This window comes from Paraglaciecola marina, from assembly GCF_004360155.1.
In the GTDB taxonomy this organism is placed as follows: domain Bacteria; phylum Pseudomonadota; class Gammaproteobacteria; order Enterobacterales; family Alteromonadaceae; genus Paraglaciecola; species Paraglaciecola marina.
This window is the reverse complement of sequence record NZ_SAIS01000013.1, coordinates 102,733-124,003: the sequence shown is the minus strand read 5'-3', so window position 1 is coordinate 124,003 and position 21,271 is coordinate 102,733. Positions and strand designations below refer to the sequence as shown.

Annotated in this window: 18 protein-coding genes, 1 pseudogene and 1 riboswitch; of the genes and pseudogenes, 10 read left to right on the top strand and 9 right to left on the bottom strand. The window is 41.1% G+C overall.

Annotated features, from left to right (window positions below):
* Positions 1 to 431 precede the first annotated feature (431 nt).
* The gene (locus EOK74_RS17445) at positions 432 to 1,202 is read right to left on the bottom strand and encodes a porin family protein (protein WP_133471384.1); all 771 of its coding nucleotides are present in this window, start codon (positions 1,200 to 1,202) and stop codon (positions 432 to 434) included.
* Positions 1,203 to 1,404: 202 nt separating this feature from the next.
* Positions 1,405 to 1,569, bottom strand: a pseudogene (locus EOK74_RS17440) (bifunctional hydroxymethylpyrimidine kinase/phosphomethylpyrimidine kinase); the annotation flags it as partial.
* Between the two features lie 67 nt (positions 1,570 to 1,636).
* A riboswitch (TPP riboswitch) is annotated at positions 1,637 to 1,742 on the bottom strand.
* 224 nt (positions 1,743 to 1,966) lie between these two features.
* Between EOK74_RS17440 and EOK74_RS17435 the strand changes: the two are divergent.
* A complete protein-coding gene (locus tag EOK74_RS17435; protein WP_133471394.1) occupies positions 1,967 to 2,764 on the top strand; it encodes a PhzF family phenazine biosynthesis protein in 798 nt (265 codons plus the stop codon).
* Between the two features lie 153 nt (positions 2,765 to 2,917).
* Here the strand turns inward: EOK74_RS17435 and ppc are convergent, their stop codons facing one another.
* Positions 2,918 to 5,539 carry a phosphoenolpyruvate carboxylase gene (gene ppc / locus EOK74_RS17430; RefSeq protein ID WP_133471383.1) on the bottom strand — a complete coding sequence of 874 codons (2,622 nt, stop codon included), beginning with the start codon at positions 5,537 to 5,539 and terminating at the stop codon, positions 2,918 to 2,920.
* Positions 5,540 to 5,720: 181 nt separating this feature from the next.
* On the opposite strand from ppc, the gene EOK74_RS17425 reads away from it, so the two are divergent.
* The 4 genes from EOK74_RS17425 to EOK74_RS17410 all read left to right on the top strand — a co-directional run bounded on the left by EOK74_RS17425 (position 5,721) and on the right by EOK74_RS17410 (position 9,757).
* Positions 5,721 to 6,341: a BamJ family beta-barrel-assembly machinery protein gene (locus EOK74_RS17425; RefSeq protein WP_133471382.1), complete on the top strand. Its 621-nt coding sequence runs from the start codon at positions 5,721 to 5,723 to the stop codon at positions 6,339 to 6,341.
* A 154-nt stretch (positions 6,342 to 6,495) separates the two neighbouring features.
* The gene (locus EOK74_RS17420; RefSeq protein ID WP_133471381.1) at positions 6,496 to 8,061 is read left to right on the top strand and encodes a SulP family inorganic anion transporter; all 1,566 of its coding nucleotides are present in this window, start codon (positions 6,496 to 6,498) and stop codon (positions 8,059 to 8,061) included.
* 118 nt (positions 8,062 to 8,179) lie between these two features.
* Complete coding sequence (locus EOK74_RS17415) at positions 8,180 to 8,566, top strand: response regulator (protein ID WP_133471380.1); 387 nt, start codon at positions 8,180 to 8,182, stop codon at positions 8,564 to 8,566.
* Between the two features lie 60 nt (positions 8,567 to 8,626).
* Complete coding sequence (locus tag EOK74_RS17410; RefSeq protein ID WP_133471379.1) at positions 8,627 to 9,757, top strand: MalY/PatB family protein; 1,131 nt, start codon at positions 8,627 to 8,629, stop codon at positions 9,755 to 9,757.
* A 73-nt stretch (positions 9,758 to 9,830) separates the two neighbouring features.
* Here EOK74_RS17410 and EOK74_RS17405 read toward each other — a convergent pair whose 3' ends face one another.
* A complete protein-coding gene (locus tag EOK74_RS17405; protein ID WP_133471378.1) occupies positions 9,831 to 12,059 on the bottom strand; it encodes a TonB-dependent receptor domain-containing protein in 2,229 nt (742 codons plus the stop codon).
* Positions 12,060 to 12,212: 153 nt separating this feature from the next.
* Here EOK74_RS17405 and EOK74_RS17400 point away from each other — a divergent pair, with 153 nt between their 5' ends.
* Positions 12,213 to 12,857 carry a UPF0149 family protein gene (locus EOK74_RS17400; protein WP_133471377.1) on the top strand — a complete coding sequence of 215 codons (645 nt, stop codon included), beginning with the start codon at positions 12,213 to 12,215 and terminating at the stop codon, positions 12,855 to 12,857.
* A gap of 105 nt (positions 12,858 to 12,962) precedes the next feature.
* Here the strand turns inward: EOK74_RS17400 and EOK74_RS17395 are convergent, their stop codons facing one another.
* Positions 12,963 to 13,334 (bottom strand): DUF2750 domain-containing protein, encoded by a 372-nt coding sequence (locus tag EOK74_RS17395; protein WP_133471376.1) that lies wholly within the window; start codon positions 13,332 to 13,334, stop codon positions 12,963 to 12,965.
* 71 nt (positions 13,335 to 13,405) lie between these two features.
* On the bottom strand, positions 13,406 to 14,770 hold the full coding sequence (locus EOK74_RS17390; RefSeq protein WP_133471375.1) for a glycoside hydrolase family 2 TIM barrel-domain containing protein: 1,365 nt from the start codon (positions 14,768 to 14,770) through the stop codon (positions 13,406 to 13,408).
* A gap of 65 nt (positions 14,771 to 14,835) precedes the next feature.
* Here EOK74_RS17390 and EOK74_RS17385 point away from each other — a divergent pair, with 65 nt between their 5' ends.
* The 3 genes from EOK74_RS17385 to EOK74_RS17375 all read left to right on the top strand — a co-directional run bounded on the left by EOK74_RS17385 (position 14,836) and on the right by EOK74_RS17375 (position 18,034).
* Positions 14,836 to 15,675 carry a type 2 periplasmic-binding domain-containing protein gene (locus tag EOK74_RS17385; RefSeq protein ID WP_239024153.1) on the top strand — a complete coding sequence of 280 codons (840 nt, stop codon included), beginning with the start codon at positions 14,836 to 14,838 and terminating at the stop codon, positions 15,673 to 15,675.
* Between the two features lie 62 nt (positions 15,676 to 15,737).
* A complete protein-coding gene (locus tag EOK74_RS17380; protein ID WP_133471374.1) occupies positions 15,738 to 15,977 on the top strand; it encodes a DUF2164 domain-containing protein in 240 nt (79 codons plus the stop codon).
* 83 nt (positions 15,978 to 16,060) lie between these two features.
* Positions 16,061 to 18,034 (top strand): RecQ family ATP-dependent DNA helicase, encoded by a 1,974-nt coding sequence (locus EOK74_RS17375; RefSeq protein ID WP_133471373.1) that lies wholly within the window; start codon positions 16,061 to 16,063, stop codon positions 18,032 to 18,034.
* On the opposite strand, the gene EOK74_RS20960 is transcribed toward EOK74_RS17375, so the two are convergent.
* The 3 genes from EOK74_RS20960 to EOK74_RS17360 all read right to left on the bottom strand — a co-directional run bounded on the left by EOK74_RS20960 (position 17,994) and on the right by EOK74_RS17360 (position 20,022).
* A complete protein-coding gene (locus tag EOK74_RS20960; protein WP_205964682.1) occupies positions 17,994 to 18,236 on the bottom strand; it encodes a hypothetical protein in 243 nt (80 codons plus the stop codon). The two genes, EOK74_RS17375 and EOK74_RS20960, sit on opposite strands and share 41 nt — an antisense overlap.
* A 184-nt stretch (positions 18,237 to 18,420) precedes the next feature.
* Positions 18,421 to 18,627, bottom strand: a complete 207-nt coding sequence (locus tag EOK74_RS17365) for a hypothetical protein (RefSeq protein ID WP_133471372.1) — start codon at positions 18,625 to 18,627, stop codon at positions 18,421 to 18,423.
* A gap of 246 nt (positions 18,628 to 18,873) precedes the next feature.
* Positions 18,874 to 20,022 (bottom strand): alpha-hydroxy acid oxidase, encoded by a 1,149-nt coding sequence (locus EOK74_RS17360; protein WP_133471371.1) that lies wholly within the window; start codon positions 20,020 to 20,022, stop codon positions 18,874 to 18,876.
* A 106-nt stretch (positions 20,023 to 20,128) separates the two neighbouring features.
* Here EOK74_RS17360 and EOK74_RS17355 point away from each other — a divergent pair, with 106 nt between their 5' ends.
* Positions 20,129 to 21,028: a LysR family transcriptional regulator gene (locus EOK74_RS17355; protein WP_133471370.1), complete on the top strand. Its 900-nt coding sequence runs from the start codon at positions 20,129 to 20,131 to the stop codon at positions 21,026 to 21,028.
* The last annotated feature ends 243 nt before the right edge of the window (positions 21,029 to 21,271 follow it).

Below are 21,271 nucleotides of genomic sequence, written 5' to 3'. Positions count from 1 at the left end.
AGGTGCGGGTGTTGTTGCTAAGATTTTAGACTAGTTCTAAATTAAGCAATTCAAGAAAGGTCACTTAGGTGGCCTTTTTTATTGCCCGCAGCTTCTGTACGGTACCCAGAACGGATACCACCGTGACTATTTTCCGGAGGGCCGGCCCGTCGAAACAAAATAGAACATGCGCAGCATGGCCCGAAGGGTGTAGGGCAGGACGCCCGGAGTCACGTGGGCTTATAGGCCGATAACTGCAATCCCTGTATGCTCGGCATTTCCGTAATACCTTGCGGTCATAACTGCGGGTGTTGTTGCTAAAATCCTTGACTAATATTTAGTTATTGATTGAAAAAAGGCTCCCTCGGGAGCCTTTTTTGTGTCTGCATCTAAATTAAATAGGAGTATTTAGAAGTAAACTAAAACCATCCCCCATGTTACTTTAAATTATTCTAAAAAAGGTACTTTAGGCTTAGTAGTAAACCTTGAGCTTCTAGCTCTATTTCCGAGTTTTTACATTCTTCAGCTACTGAAGTATCGTCACATTTATCGCCATTATTGTAATTGTTAGATGGGTCCCCCACACGAGTATATTGATAGCCAAGGCCCAGGGTTAAGTTCTTGTAAACTGCATAATCTAAGGAAGCTCTATATAGACTCAGATAGCCTATTTCATCTGATTTAGTGGCAAAGTGAGCTACGTTTAGGTTAATACTTAAATTATCGCTTAATGCGAATCTATTATTGATCTGGAGTCCATAGCCGATACTATTCATTTTTTTTATAAAGTTTTGTTCTTCATTAACGTTGAAGTCTAAGTCGTAGCTTACATAACTCAGCCCCGGTGATATGGTGAGTTCATAAAACCCACCTTTTACTGTGTAAAAATCTAATAGAAGCTTGCTAGTAACTAAATCGAAATCATAGTTTAAATCTACTGGATCAGTAGGACTACCCACAAAGCGGATATCATCAATTTGAACGGTGTCACTGTCCATATCAAAACTTTCTTTTGCGCTTCCTGACTGAAAATTCACGCTTGCTGAAATAGCGATTCGCTCAGTTAAGTCCTTAGTTGTATTGATAGAGAGCTGATGACTAGATTTACTGTTGGGATTTAGGTCTCGAGTGCTGTTACACCCTACAAAGAAAGTAGTGAATAGTATACTAAAGCATAGATACTTAGCTTTTGGGTAGGGCTTTTTAGTAAATGAGGTCGACATTTTTACATCCTTAAAATTGTACTAGGTCGGTCCAAAGAAGTGCACTTATATAGGCTTTAGCTACAGAGCATTAACTAGTTTAGAAATAAATTATAAATTCTAGGTTATGTGGGCTTATATTTGTAAGGGTTTTCAATTGGCCTGTCAATAGGCGGTGAAATAATTGGTCTTAAAGGAAGGTGTTATTGGAACTTATTTTACGTGCCACTTCGAGGGTGTTTTGAGCCGTAACGGCTGTTATAACACTTGCGCCATATACACTATTTGCAGAAAACCCTTTAAGGTCGGCTTGAATTCCTGCACCACCACCGCTGTCTGAGCCTGCTATGGTTAATGCGATAGGTGTAGCTATTGAACAATCGGACATCTATATGAGCAAATTTAACTAAGCGACATAGGGTGTGGAGGCACGAAAGTGTGCAAAGAGTACGCTGAAATACAGCATATCCGTTCCCTACGCCGATACTAATCGGAGCAGATTCACCAGGTTAATGATATTCATCTCTCAGCCTAAACATATAGGCACCCCGACGGACTAATTGCCACAGAGAATAAAAGACTTAATCTGAGTTTACAAGCTGCTTAGACGATAAATGTGTTTGCTATGAGTGGCTGTGGTAGACGAATATTATGATTGGGTGCTGGGCCGCCTTTTACTGTGGGTGTGTATCACTGCTTTGATGCCTTTCATTAATATTTTAATAGGCAAGGCATTACTAATCCTAAATAATAGCCCTAAGAGTGGGTTGAATATTGAGAATATAGTGGAACTTGAAATAAATATAATTGATGCTTTTACTGACGCTGTGTTTGCGGGAAATCCGGCTGCGGTTATTGTAACTGACACTTGGCTAACAGGTTCAAAGATGCAGTCTATTGCCCTAGAAAATAACCTTTCTGAAACGGCTTTCTTAGTTAAAGATACTACTAATAGTTATCAAATTCGCTGGTTCTCTCCCATCACAGAAATAGACTTTTGTGGTCATGCTACGCTGGCCTCAGCATTTGTTTTATTCAAAAAATTTCCAGAGCTTAGTACTGTAACTTTTATTGCTAAAGCTGTGGGAGAGCTTCCCATAGTTAAAAAAGGTGATGGGGAAATTCAAATGGACTTTCCTAACAATAAGCCAGAAAAAATAGACTCATGGCCCGACGCATTAACATCTGGACTTTCAATTGAACCTAACGAAGTTTTCCGTAATCAGCAGGCCTATTTTGTTGTGTATGGTTCAGAATCTCAGGTGTTATCTGTGGTTCGTGATAATGCCAAATTAAAGGAGCTTGCGCCTCTGGATGTCGTTGTGACTTCTGTATCTGAGAGCCAAGAATTTGATTTTGTTTCTAGGTATTTTTGGCCCGCCAACGGCGGTGATGAAGACCCAGTAACAGGCTCTATTCATGCCGGTTTGGCTCCGTTTTGGGGGCAGCGCTTAGGTAAAGATGAGCTCAAAGCATATCAAGCCTCCAGCCGCGGTGGCGTGCTTAATTGCAAGGTGATTCCCAATCGAGTACTGATTTCAGGAAATGCGGTTCAATATCTTACGGGGAGCATTACTATTTAATTCTTATCAATATTGAACACTAAGGTATTTCATTTGATAGAAATGGAGTGTTGGGTTTGCTGCTGAAAGTGTTTTATTAGGCTCATTACTAAAATTAAACCAACCTATTTACTAAGAGGGTAAATAGGTTGGTTTAGATGTTTTAAAGCAAATTTAGCCGGTGTTACGCATACCTACAGCTATTCCTGCGATAGTCACCATCATCGCGCGTTCTAGTGTAGCGTCATGCTCTTCATCATCTAACAACCTAATACGCTTCAACAATTCAATTTGAAGGTAATGTAATGGCTGAAGGTAGCCAGCCCGAATATTCATAGAAACTGTTCCTTTTGGGTCGCTTTCCATTACAGCTTTCTGATCTAGCAACTCTAGTAATAAATCTATGCTGAGTTGTAACTCAGAGCGTAATGCGTCTCCAAAGTGTCTAAGTTTTTCTGGGACCAAATTATCATCGTACTCTTTGCTGATATTTGGGGCGGCTTTGGCAAACACCATATCTAACATAGATAATCTGGAGTAGAAAAACGGCCAGTTATCTAGCATGTCTTTTATGGTATCCCCTTTACCTGCGTCTAATGAAGTTTGCACTGCTTTCATAGTGCCTAACCAAGAGGGCAAAACCATACGGGTTTGTGCCCAAGCAAATATCCACGGGATGGCACGAAGACTTTCAATACCTCCTGTTGGCTTACGTTTGGCTGGGCGACTTCCTAAGGGTAATTTACCTAGCTCTTGCTCTGGAGTTGCAACGCGGAAGTAAGGTACAAAGTTTTCATCATGTCTGACTATTTGACGGTAATTGTCACGGCCATCAGCGGCCATTTTTGTTATGGCTTCTCGCCATTCTTGTTCTGGTGCTGGAGGTGGAAGAATTAGGGCTTCCAGTATTGCACTTGCATAAAGGGCTAGGCTACGCTGCGCTAAAATAGGCATACCAAACTTATAACGAATGGTTTCTCCTTGCTCAGTAACCCTAAAGCCGCCAGTGAGAGACCCAGGTGGTTGCGAGAGTATCGCAGCATGTGCAGGTAAACCGCCTCGACCAATTGTACCTCCACGGCCATGAAATAACGTTAGCTCAATGTCATTTTCTTCAGCAAGGGCAACTAAGGCTTCTTGTGATTCATATTGGGCCCAACCAGCTGCCATAGCACCTGCATCTTTAGCTGAGTCTGAGTAACCAATCATGATGTGTTGCTTACCCTGAATATAGCCACGGTACCAATCAATAGAGAATAGTTTTTTCGTTACGCTAGCGGCAGCATTTAGATCGTCTAGGGTTTCAAATAAAGGAGCTACCGGCATTGCCCAAGTCACACCTAACTCTTTGAGTAACAAGTTTACGCTAAGCACATCGGAAGGAAGGCTAGCCATAGAAATAATATAAATGCCAAAACCATCTTTGCCATTTTTGGAAATAACTTTACAGGTATCTATAACCTCTTGAACATCTTCACTTGGTTGCCATGTAGATGGGAATAGTGGGCGTTTAGAGCCTAACTCTTTAAGTAAGAAAGCTTGTTTGTCTTCTTCACTCCACTGGCCATAGTCACCTAAACCTAAATAACGAGTGAGTTCAGAAAATACATCTGAGTGTCTTTCTGAGTCTTGACGAACATCTAGTTTAAGTAAATGCACTCCAAAACAATGCACTCTACGGATAGTGTCTTGCAAATGCCCTTGGGCAATAACTGTCATGCCACAAGCTTGTAGAGATTGATAACAAGCCATCAAAGGAGCAAGTAACTCTTCTTTATTACTAATCCAATCACTGGTATCTACGTTGTTACCTTTAAGCTTTTCAGTAATACCTTCATGGGTATTCAAAAGCTTGTCTAGTAGAGGTCTTAGTAATGCACGATAAGGTTCAAGTTCATCGCCTACTTGAGATCTAAGGGCGTCATCACAATCGCTCATTGATAATTCAACTTGTAAAAAGTCTATATCTTTAGCAAAGAGTTTTGCAGCGCGCTTGCGGGCTAAAAGTAGAACTTGCTCTGTTACTTTAGAAGTAACAAAAGGGTTACCGTCTCTGTCACCACCCATCCATGAACCAAACTTAACAGGGGCTACGTCTAAGGGAATGGATAAATCAAATTTATCAACAAAACGTTTATCTAATTCTCGAATAAAGTCTGGAACGGCTTCCCATAATGAGTTTTCTATTACCGAAAATCCCCAGCGTGCTTCGTCAACGGGAGTAGGACGAATAGTACGAATTTCTTCAGTATGCCAAGCTTGGCTAATTAATTCAGCTATGCGCGTTTCTATTTTATCTCTGTGGGTATCAGTGATTTCACTTTGATGGACTTTACTCAAGCACTTAGCAAGTTCGCTATGTTTGTGAATCAGTGTTCTACGTGTCACTTCAGTGGGGTGAGCAGTCAAAACCAATTCAATATTTAAATGATCAAGTGCTTTTTCAAATGTGTCTGCTTGGATGCCTGCTTCATCTAAATGATTAAATAGAGTATCAATGGGGTCGTTTTGGTCGTTGTTGCTGTTGAACTCTTGTTCTGCAATATTCGCTAGATTTAGGAATTGTGAGAAGGCTCGACCAACCGTGAGAAGTTCATCATTTTTTAATTCAGTAAAAAGTTGCTTTACTCGTTTAGCTGCGTCTTCGTCGCCTTGGTGAGCTTTTCGCCCATCTTTTCGCACCGCTTCAATTCTGTCTAACCAATGCTCGCCAAGCTGTTCACGAATAGTGTCGCCCAACACAGCCCCTAAGTTACGGACTGTTCCTGTTAATTGAGAATCTAAAACTTGTGACACACTCGTCTCCTTTACTGATTAAAAACCAAATTATACGATACTGATATGTAAACTATTTGTCTAAGCAATTACGCTCTAAAATATACTTTTTAGTGACGTTTACCGATATACTCCCCTTTTTTAAAGTAAAGTGCCATTCTCTCAATTCAAGATGACTGAGGGGGGCGAGATAGGAGTTATAGTGTCAGATAAATTTTCTACAGTTGAAACACAGGCGAGTTACGGAATTGGTTTACAAATGGGCGAGCAGTTAGCTGCAAATCCTTTTGAAGGTTTAGATATCTCAGCTGTTCAAGCTGGTTTAGCCGATGCTTTCGAGAAAAAAGCTGCGCAAGTTGATAATGACACTTTACGTGTTGCTTTCAATGAAATTCATGAGCGTATGCAAGCTGCTAAAGCAGAGCAATTTGCTGGAGTGATCGCTGAAGGTGAAGCATACCTAGCTGAAAACGCTAAACGTGACGAAGTGACTGTGACAGACAGTGGCCTTCAATACGAAGTGATTACTCAAGGCGAAGGCGATGTACCTGCATTAACTTCAACAGTACGAACTCATTATCACGGTACACTTTTAGACGGTACTGTGTTTGACAGTTCTTACGACCGTGGTCAGCCTGCTGAATTCCCAGTAAATGGTGTGATTAAAGGTTGGACTGAAGCACTTCAGTTCATGAAAGTGGGTACTAAATTGAAATTACATGTACCTGCTGAGCTAGCCTATGGCGAGCAGGGTGCCGGTGGAGCAATCGGTCCTCACAGTACTTTAGTTTTCGATGTTGAGTTGTTAGATATAGTTGCATAGTTTTAATAATTTAAAACTGGTTTAAAAAAGGTCGGTTATCCGGCCTTTTTTTATGCTTTTTATTTGTTATTTAACAATCTGTTAAAAGAACTTTTTTATAAATTCTGGTAACCTGCGCGTCTTTAATTTTATAACCCTGATAATGGAAAATAAGATGTTTAATTTGATTACCAGTAAAGACGGTACTGTGAAAAATGACGTATTGTCAGGGATCACAGTTGCCTTAGCTTTGGTACCAGAGGCGGTTGCCTTTGCTTTTGTCGCTGGTGTTGAGCCCATGGTAGGTTTATATGCCGCGTTTATGATGGGGTTAATTACCTCTATCGCTGGCGGTAGGCCGGGTATGATTTCTGGTGCCACAGGGGCTACGGCCGTTGTTATGGTAGCATTAGTGGCACAGCATGGTATTCAATATTTGTTTGCCGCTGTTTTGCTTGCCGGCTTATTACAAATAGTTGCTGGTATCTTTAAGTTAGGGAAATTTATCCGCTTAGTTCCTTACCCTGTAATGTTAGGGTTCGTAAACGGACTTGCCATTGTTATCTTCCTTGCTCAGTTAGGGCAATTTAAAATTTTCGACTCGCTAGGCAACTTAGTGTGGATGCAAGGCGAGATGCTTTACATCATGCTTGGTTTGGTTTTATTAACGATGGCCATTATTTTCTTTTTGCCAAAATTAACCACTGCCGTACCCGCTTCTCTTGTGGCCATCGTTGGCGTGACGGTATTAGTGCAAGTTTTAGATTTAGAAGCCAGAACCGTAATCGACTTTGTGCGTGATATGTTGCCAGAAGACCAAAAAGCTACAGCAACATTAGCAGGCGAATTACCGAGCTTTGCTATTCCTATGGTGCCTTTCACCTTTGAAACCTTATATATCATTTTGCCTACAGCTGTGATCATCGCATTAATTGGTTTAATAGAGTCTTTGTTAACCCTTTCTTTGATTGATGAAATGACAAATACCCGTGGTCAAGGCAACAGAGAATGTATGGGTCAAGGTTTAGCGAATACAGTAAATGGATTCTTTGGGGGAATGGGCGGTTGTGCCATGATAGGTCAAAGTATGATTAACATTAACTCAGGTGGCCGGGGTCGTTTATCCGGTATTACTGCAGCTGTGGTGTTACTTGGCTTTATCTTATTTGCTGCACCACTGATTGAAATGATCCCCTTAGCAGCTTTGGTGGGTGTGATGTTTATCGTCGTAATAGGCACCTTTGAATGGGCATCTTTCAAAATTATTCGTGGTGTAAATAAAGAAGATGCCTTTGTATTGTTTTTAGTAACAGCAGTAACCGTTATTGCCGATTTAGCCATAGCCGTTATTGTTGGTGTAATTGTGTCAGCCTTAGTGTTTGCTTGGAAACATGCGACTCATATTAATGCCCGCACCCATAATGACGAAGATGGTTGGAAGGTATACGAATTAGATGGACCCTTGTTCTTTGGTTCGGTTTTACATTTTAAAGATTTATTTGATCCAAAAAATGATCCGCAAGATGTTGTGATAGATTTTAAAGAATCTAGAGTGTGGGACTCCTCTGGGGTTGACGCTATTGATAGCTTGGCTGATAAATATCAGCAACAAGGGAAAAAGCTACATATCAGGCATATTAGCCCAGAGTGCCGTCAACTAATGACAAAGGCTCAACAATATGTAGAGATGAATCTCAATGAAGACCCGCGTTACCATGTTGCCACTGACAAGTTAGGTTAAGTATTTACGTATAAAGCCCAGGTCATCCTGGGCTTTTTGTTTACCAGAGTTAAATTGACCTATTATTTACAGAGAATATGTATCAAACTTGATAGACAGGTAAATAAAGGGTGAATGTGTGTACGACTGCAACGTATTAATCATAGATGACGACACTGTCACGTTAGAATTAATTAACGTTATTTTAGAAGAGCTGATATTAGGTAAAATTATTAGTTATTCGAATAGTAAAGAAGCATTGTCTTTCATTAATAATGACAACATAGATAATATATCCTTAGTTATATGTGATTGGTTAATGCCCGAAGTCAGTGGTTTAGATATTCTGTCTGGATTACGAGAAAAGAGCCCCCAGTGTCCTTTTCTAATGTTAACTGCAAATGCCACCAAAGATTTAGTGGTTAACTCTATGCGACTAGGTGCATCAGATTTTGTTGCCAAACCCTTCCACAGCCATGACTTTATTACAAAAGTTGAACGCCTAATCCGCGATGCAGAAGCTTAAATAGCTAGTGTTTAGAAACCTGTATCAGCCAAATCATTAACATTTTAAGTGAACAAATCCATGCACCAATTTGATAAAATTATTAATAGATCTCCTAGCTACGCCTACAAGTGGGAAAAGTACAAAGGCCGAGATATATTACCTATGTGGATCGCAGACACTGAATTTAGATGCGCCCCCGCTATTCTTGACACACTAAACGAGCGCACAGAACACGGTTTGATGGGGTACACCCTACCTGCCCATCATGCTCCAGCAAATGAGGCTGTCGTTAAGTGGATGGCTCAGCAGTATGATTGGAATATTTCTGCGGACTGGATTGTTTGGACTCCAGGCGTTGTACCTGCGTTTAATGTTGTCTGTAAGGCTTTTTGTAAGCCTGGTGACAAGGTTATGGTGCAAACCCCAAATTATCCGCCATTAATAGCAGCACCTAAGCTTCATGGCTTAGAAAGAGTCGATATTGGTACGGTTGCCATAGATGAGCGCTGGACTATTGACTTTGAAGACCTTGAAAAACAAGCTGCTGATCCTAAATGTAAACTGTTTATAGTGTGTAACCCAATGAATCCGGTTGGTACGGTTCTATCAGCAGCAGAGTTACAACGTATTAGTGACATTTGTGTGCAGAACGATGTCATGCTTTGTTCTGATGAAATTCACTGCGATATTATTTTAGATGAACATGCCAAGCATATCCCAGCAGGAAAGCTAGAGGCCCTTAAAGGCAAAGCGATTACTTTAATGGCCGCCAGTAAAACCTTTAATGTTGCGGGACTAGGGACGTCATTCGCTATTATTGAAGATGCCAAAACAAGAAAAAGCTTTAATCAAGCTGCACAGGGTCTAGTGCCTTGGGTCAATGTGATGGGCCTTAGCGCGACTCAGGCTGCCTTTACAGAATGTGAAGATTGGCGACAAGACTTACTCACTTATTTACGTGGTAACAGAGATTATCTAGCTGCTGAAATTGCAAAAATCGATGGCCTTAAGTTACTGACTCCTCAAGCTACCTTTTTAGCTTGGATTGATGCCAGTGGGCTAGGGGTAGATAACCCTCAAAAGTACTTTGAAGATAAAGGAATTGGCCCGTCACCGGGTATTGATTTTGGCGATAAGAACTTTGTACGTATTAACTTTGGTTGCCCTCGTTCGCAACTAGAAAAAGCCATTGCACTGTTAACTAGTTAAAGGCGTTTACAGAAATAAAAAAGGCTTAACCGTAAGGTTAAGCCTTTTTTGTTAGTGCCTTTACTGAGGAATACTAAAAGTTATATTTAGCACCCACAACAAATGAACGACCCGGTAAAGGCGCGACATCTTTAATAAATGAGCTATGCACTTTACCTAGTTCATCAGTTAAGTTGTTACCTTTAACATAAAGGGTTAAATCATTACCACCGAGAGGTACATAGTAGTTAAATGAAGCTGAAACTATAGTGTAGCCGTCTGTTTCAGTTTCAAAATCAGCTATTTTATCCTGCTTAGCGTAGTGAGTTGCGCCAAGCTCTGCGTGCCAATTATCTTGTTCCCAATGTAACTCAGCGCCAACTCGCATCGGAGGGATCCTAGGCAAGTTATCGTTGCCATCATCACTATCGGTTAACTTGGCTCGAGTGAAGTCGGTAAAACCACTTAAACGTAGGTTTTCACTGAAGTGCCAATCTACATCTGCTTCAAATCCATAAATTACCGCATCTTGTTGGTTGAACACATATACTGGCGTGCCTTCTTCCTCCTCGTGCTCTTCTTCCTCATGGTCTTCCTCTTCAAGTTCTTCTTCTTCATGGTCGTGGAATTCCAAACCAGTGTTTTGTTGGAACAAGTAGTTGTCTACTTGGTTGTAGAACACACTGAAGTTTGCTTGAAGGTTATCACCTTGTACTCTGTAAGTTATGTCTAGGTTGTTAGATATTTCTTTGTCAACGGCATCACTAGATTGTACAACTGTGAACTCAACATCATCGGGGTCGCTATCATCAATAACCAAATCATAACCTGCACCCACTTCATAGGTCGAGGTACTGATATGCAGTCCGTTAGAGAATATTTCAGAAGAAGAAGGAGCGCGTTCAGAAAACGCATAATTCACAGCAAGAGACTGATTGTCACTTACACTGTACACAAACCCTGCTGATGCACTGCTAGCGGTATAGGATAGCTCTTTAAAATTGGCATCTACATCACTTGTAATGAAAAAGTCGTTATCAGGTTTATGAGAAACTCTTTCAACCCTACCACCTAGCTGCCATAAAAAATTACCCACTGTTTTTTCTTCTAGAATAAACAAAGCGGCATGGGTTGAGTCTGTAGATGGGGTAAAGGCCTCTTCACCCTCCGCTGAAAACTCAGAATCAGTATAGTGAAGACCAACCACCCCTTCCCAACCACTGGTCATTTTATGTTTAGCCCAAAGTCGTGATTCTAAGGTGTCATTTTTAAAGGTTGTACCTACTTCACCTTCTTCAATTTCACTATGCTGATAATCTGTGTAGGTATTGTGCCAATGTAATTCGTTGAAGAATCCTGAGATATTTTTCCAATCCACTACAGACTGAAACCTATCTTGTTTCATACGAGCAAAGACTTCTTCCTCTTCTTCATGCTCATCTTCATCGTGATCTTCTTCGTCATGATCTTCCTCATCATGGTCTTCGTCTTCCTCATCTTCATGCTCGTGATCATCATGGGAGTGTCCAGGAATACCATAGTCTGTTTCTAATCTTCCATAGGCAAGAGAAACATTTACATCATCTCCAATCCAGCCCGCGCCAAAGGTATAACCCTGCGAGTCAATATCTGAATTATCAATAGTGTCGACTATGTCACCATCTTCAAGGGCAAACTCAGGCACATCATAATCATCGGTTTTACGCTTAAAGGCATCTAAGTGCCAAGCAAAGTTTCCTGAACCACCGTTAATATCAGTGGATGCCGTGCGCTCGTTTGACACAGAGTCATATAAGGCACTAACACGTCCAGAGGTTTCATCTTGGCGGGTTTTCGGTAGGCGGTTGTCAACAACGTTAACTACACCACCAATGGCACCACTACCAAATAATAAGGTTGATGGCCCACGAAGTACTTCGATTTGGGTGGCAGTACTCGCTTCGTTGGTTGTGACATGGTCGGGTCCTACTCGTGAGGCATCCGAACTGTCCATTCCATTTTGAACTACTTTTACCCTAGGTCCATCTAAGCCGCGAATAATAGGGCTACTGGATACAGGGCCAAAATAGGTGCTATTAACACCCGGTACTGACTTTAACGTCTCGCCTAAAGTGGCGGCTTGGTTTTTCTCTAGTTCATCGCCACTTAAAATAGATACAGGTGTAGTTGACTGAAGAACAGAACGTTCTAAAGGGCTAGCTGTAATTATTAGAGTTTCGATGTCATTTTCATCTTTTTGAATGACTTTATCTGCAGCTAATGCTGAATTTCCGAGCAGGGCGGCCATAACAAAAGTGCAAGTAGTGGATAGTTTGTGCGACATGGGCAACCAATCTCGTTATTAAGGTAATGTTATATTATAACTTGTGGTTTTTGATGCAAGGGGTTTTTAAGATGCGGTGTCGCAGATTTACCGTTGCACTCAAGGCATGCTTCTGGTTTATTGTGGGTATGACTATTTGAGAAATAATTGTGTATGTTCAAAAATGAATCAGGTGTAGAAACCAAACTCAGGGCACTATGTGCATCACCAGAGTTGAGTGATGTGGTTCACCCCTTTGAGTTTATTCTAGGGAGCGTGTTCGCTGCCGCTGCGGCACCAGAGATCCCCATGCCAGAAATTTGGTTACCTTGGGTTATCAAAAAAAGTAATCAACTGAGCAGTACACAGCAGGCGGATGAATTAACCAATTTATTGATGGCGTTACTACAAAATCAATTAAAAGATATGAGTGATGAAATTATTCAATTGCCCGCAGGTATTGGGGTTAGGCGTAGTTCAGAACAAAAATGTTTAGCACTGTGGTGCCAAGGAATGTTGTTAGGCCATAGCCAGCTTGAAGCGGTGTGGCAGCATGCATGGGATAAAATGCAAGTGACTAAAAAAGAAGAAATGCAGAAGCTACAAAAAGATTTGAGTCATTGTTTGTATATGTTTACCACTTTTGCAGATATGCCTTTGGCAGTAGCTCAAGCTAAGCAGCGGGGTAATGATTCTCTTGAAGATATGCTACCTAAAATCTTTCAATCTTTTGGAGAGTCTATGAAAATTTATGTGGGATTGTCAGGACGACTAGTGGACTTTTTACCTAATCAATTTGAAACCTTTGAACAACAATAATATTTGTAACAAAAGTTGAATGTAAGATTTGTTGCAATCATCAAGCTTTAAAAGCTATACCGTCACTCTTATTAGGCTGTAGTCAGATGACGGTATGGCGTGTGTTTATTTTCTAGCTTGGTTTTTTAGTTCTAAATCAAACTCAAAAGCTGACATTACCAGCCCTTCATCATTTTCATCTGGAAACACCACAATAGCTACATCGTCGTCTTCTAACCCTTGGCTCCAGCGACTATGCCACGTTTTTAAGTCTATAGCGTGAGGTTGACATGCTTCCCAATCTCCTGTGGCCCATGCTTTTGCCGTAGCTTCGCTTGGCCATACAGGTGCGCAGTCTTCGTCTTCAGTGTTTAACATGACGCAGCCGTCATCATCTGTCAGTATCCAAACTTGACTTGATGCGACACATTCTTTAACTAAGTAAGTCAGGCGTTGTTCTGGGGTAAAGTTAGTAAATTCACTTGGGGGATTAGACATAGTCATTCCAAAATATCGTGTTCTAAAACATGCAGACTAGAGCAAAGTGATGCTCTAGTCTCTAGTTGTTTTTAATTCTTTACCATAAATGGAATATTTGCATTACCTACGTTGTTATTTCCGTCGTATGCGTAGTTAAACAACCTATACTCGCCCGCTTCTAGTGGTGCTTTAAAGATCATTTCAACAGAGCCTGCGTATACGTCTGTCTTTATTATCTCTAAAACACGTTCAGCTGGTTTGGCTTCAAAGTGACCACCCTGACTACGGGCTTTAACTTCTTCCATTAATACCCATTCATGGGACAAAGTGTCGTCATCTGGATCTGACACTAGTACTTTCACTGTGGCCGTTTGCCTGGGCTTTAAATAAATATTATCCACCGCTGCAGTATTATCTATGGTAATGGCCTTTGATAAAGGTGCGCGGTTGCTAGGATATTGCCCAGTCCAAATTTTGGTGAGCTCATCAATACGGGCAGTGTGCTCGCCAGATTCATTGAACATGCCATACCAAGTGGGAGTACGCTCTTGTTTTTGGCCCCAGAAAAAAGCAAAGGACCCTATTATGTGCCCAGTTTGGTCGTTAATGATGACATCTTGCATACGTTTTGCCATGCCTGCTGCTTTTACTGCGCTTGGCTCTTCGATTTCACGGCCCCATTCGGTTGTTGGTAATTCCCAGTGCCCCATAGGCCCAAACTCTGTGACCATAAAAGGTTTATCCACTTTACTTTGTGCAATGCTTTGGGGGACTGTGGTTAGGTCACCATAGGTTTGCACCGCAATAATATCGATATTTGGGGCGTATTTAACAACTTGCTGTATATGTGCAGGGTTGGCGCCAGCTAAGCTAAAGGTAGCAGGGTGGTTGGGATCATTTGCATGAATATAGTCAATGATGTCGCCCATGGCAGCGTACACCTTAGGGTTAACATCTTTTAATTTACCCTGGTCATCAAATAGCAGGTTAGGCTCGTTATTGATAACCCACATTAAAACATTAGGGTGGTTTTTATATTTCTCGATGGCAGCGGTCACTTCTTTAAATTGTTTAGCGACAGCGGCTTGGTCATTGTAATCAAACCCTAACAACTCTTTACCTGTGCTAATGCCTACAGCAATCATCAAGTCTAATTGCTCAGCTATCGCCAACTCTTTGTCTATGTGCTCCATACCCCAAGTTCTAAAGGTGTTACCGCCGGCTGCTTTTAATGCGACTACTTTTTCAATGTTTTTGAATCCTAGGCCTACTCCTCTTACTTCATATGGTGCATCATTTACAGATAGTGAGTATTTACCTTCATGTTTTATTATTTTCACAACTGAGGGGACGCTCGACTGCTCAGAACTTGTGCATGCACTTAAAAATAGACAAATGGGTATGACTAAAAAGAGTCTTGGTAAGCGAGAGAAAATAAAAATCGCAAGTTGCATAAATGGCCTTAATGTTAACTATATGCATTAAATTGTATGCTAGCTAATGGCCATTAAGTACTTAAATGGGCCTGAATTCGGCGACGTGGATTATTGAAGGGGTTAAGCGGATGGATAGAGTGCATTTTTGGAATGGCAATAAATCTTCCAGCAGGCAAGCTTATGAAGTGGCCTTACTAAAGGCTTGTTTGCGCATAACAGACGTTAACGGACAAGCAACAAGTGTTTATATAGACAATACTGACTACCCCGGCGCGGCTGATGAAGGGCGCGTGTTTGAAACCGGAGCTGATGTGTTAGTTACCGTGGCAGGTAACAGTAAATTTGATGGCATCAACAAGCTAGTGGTCCCAAGTCCACTCACCAAGGGGTTGTTGGGGTTTAGGCTCTTGATAGTTAGAGACGCTTCATTACCTCAGTTTGCTAAATTTAGGTCTCAAGCACAATTACAACAACATAGTATCGGGATCCCTAATACATGGGCTGATGCTGCCTTGTTTAGGCACAACCACTATCCAGTGGTTGAGCGAGGCTCTTTAGATGAATTGTTTCATCGCCTTAAGCACAAAGAGTTTGATTATGTGGCTTTAGGAGTGAATGAAATTGAGGACATATATAATCACCTAGCAGCACCTTTAGGTGGCTTGAGCATAGAGCCATCTTTAATGCTTTATTATCCTTTCCCCCTTGTTTTTTACGTTAATCCTAACCGTCCTGAGTTGGCTAAGCGGTTACAAAAAGGCTTGCAGGCTTTACAAGATACCAATGAATTCTCGACAATTTTTAATCACAATCATGATAACCTGCTTGAAAAATTTAGCTTAGCAGGGCGCACACTTTTTACGTTAGAAAATCCACAGTTACCTCAAAGCATGGTTAACTTCCAAGCTAGCCTACTTGATTAGGTAAACTTATTTGAAAGTTAGCACTCACTTATTTTTTATTCCAATTTATTCGGAGAGTATCAGTGTCAAAAATTGAGTTTTCGTCGCAACAAAAAGAACAAATTATCACTAAGTTACAAAAGTTTATGTCCTCAGAGTTAGACTTAGAACTTGGGCAATTTGATGCAGATTTCTTGATTGATTTTATTTCTAAAGAAATGGGGAGTCTTTACTATAATCAAGGACTATACGATGCTCAGGCAGTATTGGTAGACAGAATGGATTCACTTACCGATGCAATTTATCAGTTAGAGAAATCTTAAATGGCGCTGACCATTAATCTAGCTAACAAACCTTGCCTTGAAACTTTGAAGCTTAGTGACAGTAAACAAGGAAGGTACAACAAATGAATTCAAATCCAGATCACACGCAATTACTGCAATCCCTGTTTGGGTTCTCAGCATTTCGCACTGGCCAACAAGAAGTGGTAGATGGCCTATTAAATCAGCGCTCAACACTTGCTATATTTCCTACTGGGTCGGGCAAGTCATTGTGTTACCAGTTTGTGGCAACCCAATTGCCCCATCTAACCTTAGTGGTATCACCGCTATTAGCGTTAATGAAAGACCAACTTGAATTCTTACACAGTAAAGGTATCGCAGCGGCCAGTATCGATTCGACCTTAACAGCTCAGCAAAACAAACAGGTAATGCACGATGTGCGTTCAGGCCAATGCAAAATATTAATGGTGTCGGTAGAGCGTTTTAAAAACGAACGTTTTAGGCAGTTTATAGAGTCTATTCAAGTATCTATGCTGGTGGTTGACGAAGCCCACTGTATCTCTGAATGGGGTCATAACTTTCGACCCGACTATTTAAAACTTCCGGCCTATAAGCAAGAACTCAAGATACCTTTGGTACTGTTACTCACAGCAACGGCCACTAAAAAAGTTAAGCAAGACATGGCCAACAGGTTTGCCATTATCCCAGGTGACATAATTCAAACAGGGTTTTATCGTTCTAATCTTAACCTCAATGTGGTGCCCGTAGTTGAGGCCCATAAAAATCAGGCGCTATTACAACAGGTGTCACAGCAGCAAGGGGCTGGAATTGTTTATGTCACATTGCAGCAAACGGCAGAACAAATAGCCGGTTTTTTAAAGCAAAATGGCTGCGCAGCAAAAGCTTACCATGCCGGGTTAGACAGTGATGTTAGGCAGTCCATTCAGCAAGACTTTATGGACAACAAGCTGCAAGTAGTAGTGGCCACCATTGCCTTTGGTATGGGGATAGACAAATCAGACATACGTTTTGTGGTGCACTACGATTTACCCAAATCTATTGAAAATTACAGCCAAGAGATAGGCCGCGGAGGCCGAGATGGGCAAGCTGCTAATTGCACTGTATTAGCTAATCTAGATGGCTTGGTGACCATAGAAAACTTTGTGTATGGTGACACCCCAGACATGCCCGCTATTCAAAGAGTCATAGATGACATTGCCGCCCAAGGCTCAGATGTAAATAGTAACGGGCAATTTCAATGGGAAACCCAAATTAATAATTTGTCGACCATAAGTAATATTCGCCAATTACCCCTAAAAACTTTATTGGTGCAGCTTGAACTTGCCAAAGTCATTCGCCCTTTATACGCCTACTTTGCCGAGTTTAAATATAAATTCATCACAAACAAAGGGACAATTTTAAGTCAGTTTTCTAAAGAACGAAGTGATTTTCTCAATGCCGTATTTACCCATACCGCTATGAAAAAGGTTTGGGGTGTAGTGAATTTTGATGAAATTTATCAAGCATACGGAGCCGTGCGCAGTAGGGTGGTGACAGCCTTAGAATATTTACACGAACACAATCATATTGAACTAGCCTCTCGGTTAATTACCGATGTTTACGAAGTTAAGCAACAAGCCTTATTAGCACCAGACTTAGCTAAAACCTTAGCCCAGTATTTTGCAGAGAACGAACTAAAAGAAGTGAAGCGTATTGCCGCACTTGTGCGATTTTTTGAATTAGATAAATGCTTGAACTTTAATTTATCCGCTTACTTTGATGACAAGCAAGCACCCGAGCATTGTGGCCATTGCAGTGTTTGTAACGGCCAAGTGGCAAAACTAGAATACTCAACCCCAATTGCAGTACCCGATAAAGCACAAGTGGCAGAGGCCATGTCAGCGCTACAAACTCACCTTGCTGATAAAACCGATGTGCCTTTAACCGAATCTATCTACTGTCGATTTCTAACCGCCATGACCATGCCCTTGTTTACCCGTTTAAAAGTGAGGCAAGTGGCAGGGTTTGGGAGCTGCGAGCATTGTCGTTATGGGGATGTTAAGCAAGTTGTGAGGGAGGTGTTGGGCCAGGCTTTTTAATGTATTTTGAACACAGGGTATCACTGGGTGATGGAGCAACTGCCACATTATTAAACGCTTGGCCTTTATCAATGGCCGCTAACAATGCCGAAGCATTAATGACACCAATATCAGGAATACTGCGTAATATGTTGCCGCTTTCACTTTGTTCAACAAATTCATTTAATTGTTTTTCAATACTTTTTAGGAAAATAACAAACAAATAACAAAGACACCCACTTTTAAAAAGTACAAAACAGCGTCCCGCTTCGAGGTTGAAATGCACAACTTTTGCTGAGCTATGAGTTTGAGAGTTCAGGAGTTTTTAGCAATGGGTGTCATGATTAGCTGAATTCAGGGTATTGTGGGGCTGGAGATTAGGCATTTCGGGCTACCAGATTACATTACTATTGGTACCAAACAGTTACTACAACTGTCGCTGGCATCCATGAACCGCCACTTTGAGTTTGAGTAATTTTCTTTATCTCAATATCGGGTTTTGATGCAAGCCAAAGGTTAATTTCTGCTTCTAATACACCATGGGGGACTCCAATAGGTTGCATCCAAAAATTCAATTTTGGTTTTAATGACTTAGTAAATAATTTAACTTCCATTATTGAAATAACTCCGTTTATTTAACGTACCAATATTAAACGTTAACTACTATTGAATGACAAGGGCAAACCCATGAGAGTTTTTCTGAAGGAGGTTAAGTTCCAATTGGTATAGAATATTTATCTGTAATACAAAGCTGATGTAAAACAAAATTGAGGAAAGTAGTCGAGTCGTACTTGACCCGACTGAAGTGTCCATATCTGTCTTTATTTCTTTGGGCTATTGGGCTTTTATGGCTAGCTAAACTAGGAACGAAAACGTAAGTTATTAGTCGACAATTGCTCGATTGAGGTTTTTCCCATCAATTTCATGCCTCGTTCTAACTCTGCTCGCATTAAACCTAATGCTCTTTCAACCCCTGGTTGTCCAGCCGCGGCAAGCGGATAAAGGTACATTCTGCCAATTCCTACTGCTTTTGCTCCTAAGGATAGCGCTTTTAGTACATGGGTACCGCGCTGTACTCCGCTATCAAAAATCACGTCTATTTCATCGCCTACTTCATCGACAATTTCGGCAAGTTGGTCAAAAGAGCTTCGCGAGCCGTCTAATTGGCGACCTCCATGATTAGATATCACAATACCGGTGCAACCGATATCTACCGCTTTTCTTGCATCTTCACGGCTCATAATGCCTTTTAAGCAAAATTCGCCGTCCCAAAATTTGACCATTTCGGCTACATCGTCCCAATTCATAGAAGGGTCAAGCATGTTAGTAAAGTAATCTCCAATAGAAGATGCACTGCCACTCATATCAAGGTGATCGTCAAGTTGTGGTAATTGAAAGCGCTCGTGGGTCACATAATTGATGCCCCACATGGGCTTGATTGCAAATTGCAACATACCGGCTAGGGTCAGGCGAAAAGGAATAGAAAACCCAGTGCGTAAATCCCGTTCACGGTTACCGCCTGTGATGGAGTCAACCGTTAGCATCATTACCTGTATGCCTGATGCTTTGGCTCGTTCCATCATGGCACGGTTTAAACCGCGATCTTTATGAAAATAAAACTGGTATACCTGAGGAGTATCAATTTGCTTGGCGATCTCTTCCATGCTGATAGTACCAAGAGAAGACACACCAAACATAGTGCCATATTTTTCTGCTGCCGCTGCCACGGCTCTTTCACCTTGGTGATGAAATAAACGTTGTAAAGCTGTGGGTGAGCAGTAAACAGGCATATCTAATTTTTGCCCCATTACTGTCACAGAAAGATCGATATCTTTTACACCGGTCAACACGTTAGGGACTAAGTCACAGGTTTCAAATGCAGCAGTGTTGCGGCGATAAGTTGACTCATCATCAGAGCCACCATCAATATAATTGAAAATCGGACTGGGCAGACGTTTTTTAGCTAACGTCCTGAAGTCATGAAAGTTATGGCAGTCTTTAAGTCGCATAATGGTATTTCTTCTAAGGGAACATATAACTCATTATAATCATGCTTTTATTTGCAATAAATACGACATAAAATAATAAACTATTTCTTAAAACGGCTTAATAGTTTTGAATTCAGCAGATTTAACCCTCTTCGTATACGTCGTTGATAGCGGCTCTTTTAATAAGGCTGCACTCAAAGCTGGCTTATCGACCCCAGCGTTAAGTAAAAAAATAAGTAAACTAGAACAAGCGCTTGGCGTACAACTGATTCACCGCACAACCAGGCGCCTTAGCTTAACAGAAGCAGGTGAAAACCTTTATGTTCATGCCAAAAACATAGAAGGCCAAGTCAGTGATGCCATTGCTTCTGTGTCTGCCTTCAGCCAAGGCATTAGCGGCCATATTAAAATATCGGTACCAACCATATCTGGAGAGTTACTTTTAGCAGAAGCTATCGCTGAGTTTTGTCAAATGTACCCCAATATTACTGTTGATATGCGACTCGATAATGGCTTTGCTGACTTGCTTGAAGAAGGGCTAGATCTTGTTATACGAACAGGAAAATTAGAGGATTCAAGCCTGATTGCCAAGCCGTTGATTCAGTCAAACTGGGTAGTCTGTTGTTCCCCTAAGTATGTAGAAAAGCACGGTGAAATAAAAAGCTTAGAGATGCTTAAAAATCACAATTGCCTTGCTTATACCTATCAAGCGCAAGGCTCGTTTGATTGGCGTTTTACTAAAAATGGGGTAGAAGAATGCGTGCGCATCAGTGGTAGTTTAGCCACCAATAATGCTCAAGCATTACGTAAAGCTGCGTTAGCTGGCTTTGGGATCGTTTATGTACCACGCTGTTGTGTTTATGAGGATTTACAACAAGGGACATTGGTACCAATTTTGAGTGAGTTTCAGCCTAGGCAACTCGGTGTTTATGGGGTTTATCCTTTTACTAAATACTTACCTAAGAAATTAAAGCTACTGATTGCACATATCAAACAGGCTTATGAAAATAAAAAGGAATACTTTTAATTTTAACAAGTATGTTTTTTAAAAATCGCTAAAAATCAATAACTTAAAAGTAAGTCCGTATTTAAAATGGATTTCCCGCACTTCGCAACAGTCTGTACTCGACAAGGTTTTTAAAACCGAATGGGTGTTTGAGACTGGTAATTGCTGATCTCATTAAGGCCAGACAGTAAAACGAAGATACGACTCTGAGAATAGGCCGGATATATGTCAGTACAACCCTTAGCCAATAGTCATTAGATGAGA

What these genes read in the sequence shown, in the direction of transcription:
- EOK74_RS17400 (WP_133471377.1), top strand. Translation starts at nt 12,213, where the DNA reads ATGTTCAAAAATGAATCAGGTGTAGAAACCAAACTCAGGGCACTATGT.
- EOK74_RS17375 (WP_133471373.1), top strand. Translation starts at nt 16,061, where the DNA reads ATGAATTCAAATCCAGATCACACGCAATTACTGCAATCCCTGTTTGGG.
- EOK74_RS17445 (WP_133471384.1), bottom strand. Translation starts at nt 1,202, where the DNA reads ATGTCGACCTCATTTACTAAAAAGCCCTACCCAAAAGCTAAGTATCTA.
- EOK74_RS17365 (WP_133471372.1), bottom strand. Translation starts at nt 18,627, where the DNA reads ATGGAAGTTAAATTATTTACTAAGTCATTAAAACCAAAATTGAATTTT.
- EOK74_RS17395 (WP_133471376.1), bottom strand. Translation starts at nt 13,334, where the DNA reads ATGTCTAATCCCCCAAGTGAATTTACTAACTTTACCCCAGAACAACGC.
- EOK74_RS17360 (WP_133471371.1), bottom strand. Translation starts at nt 20,022, where the DNA reads ATGCGACTTAAAGACTGCCATAACTTTCATGACTTCAGGACGTTAGCT.
- EOK74_RS17410 (WP_133471379.1), top strand. Translation starts at nt 8,627, where the DNA reads ATGCACCAATTTGATAAAATTATTAATAGATCTCCTAGCTACGCCTAC.
- EOK74_RS17405 (WP_133471378.1), bottom strand. Translation starts at nt 12,059, where the DNA reads ATGTCGCACAAACTATCCACTACTTGCACTTTTGTTATGGCCGCCCTG.
- EOK74_RS17420 (WP_133471381.1), top strand. Translation starts at nt 6,496, where the DNA reads ATGTTTAATTTGATTACCAGTAAAGACGGTACTGTGAAAAATGACGTA.
- EOK74_RS17385 (WP_239024153.1), top strand. Translation starts at nt 14,836, where the DNA reads ATGGGCCTGAATTCGGCGACGTGGATTATTGAAGGGGTTAAGCGGATG.
- EOK74_RS17390 (WP_133471375.1), bottom strand. Translation starts at nt 14,770, where the DNA reads ATGCAACTTGCGATTTTTATTTTCTCTCGCTTACCAAGACTCTTTTTA.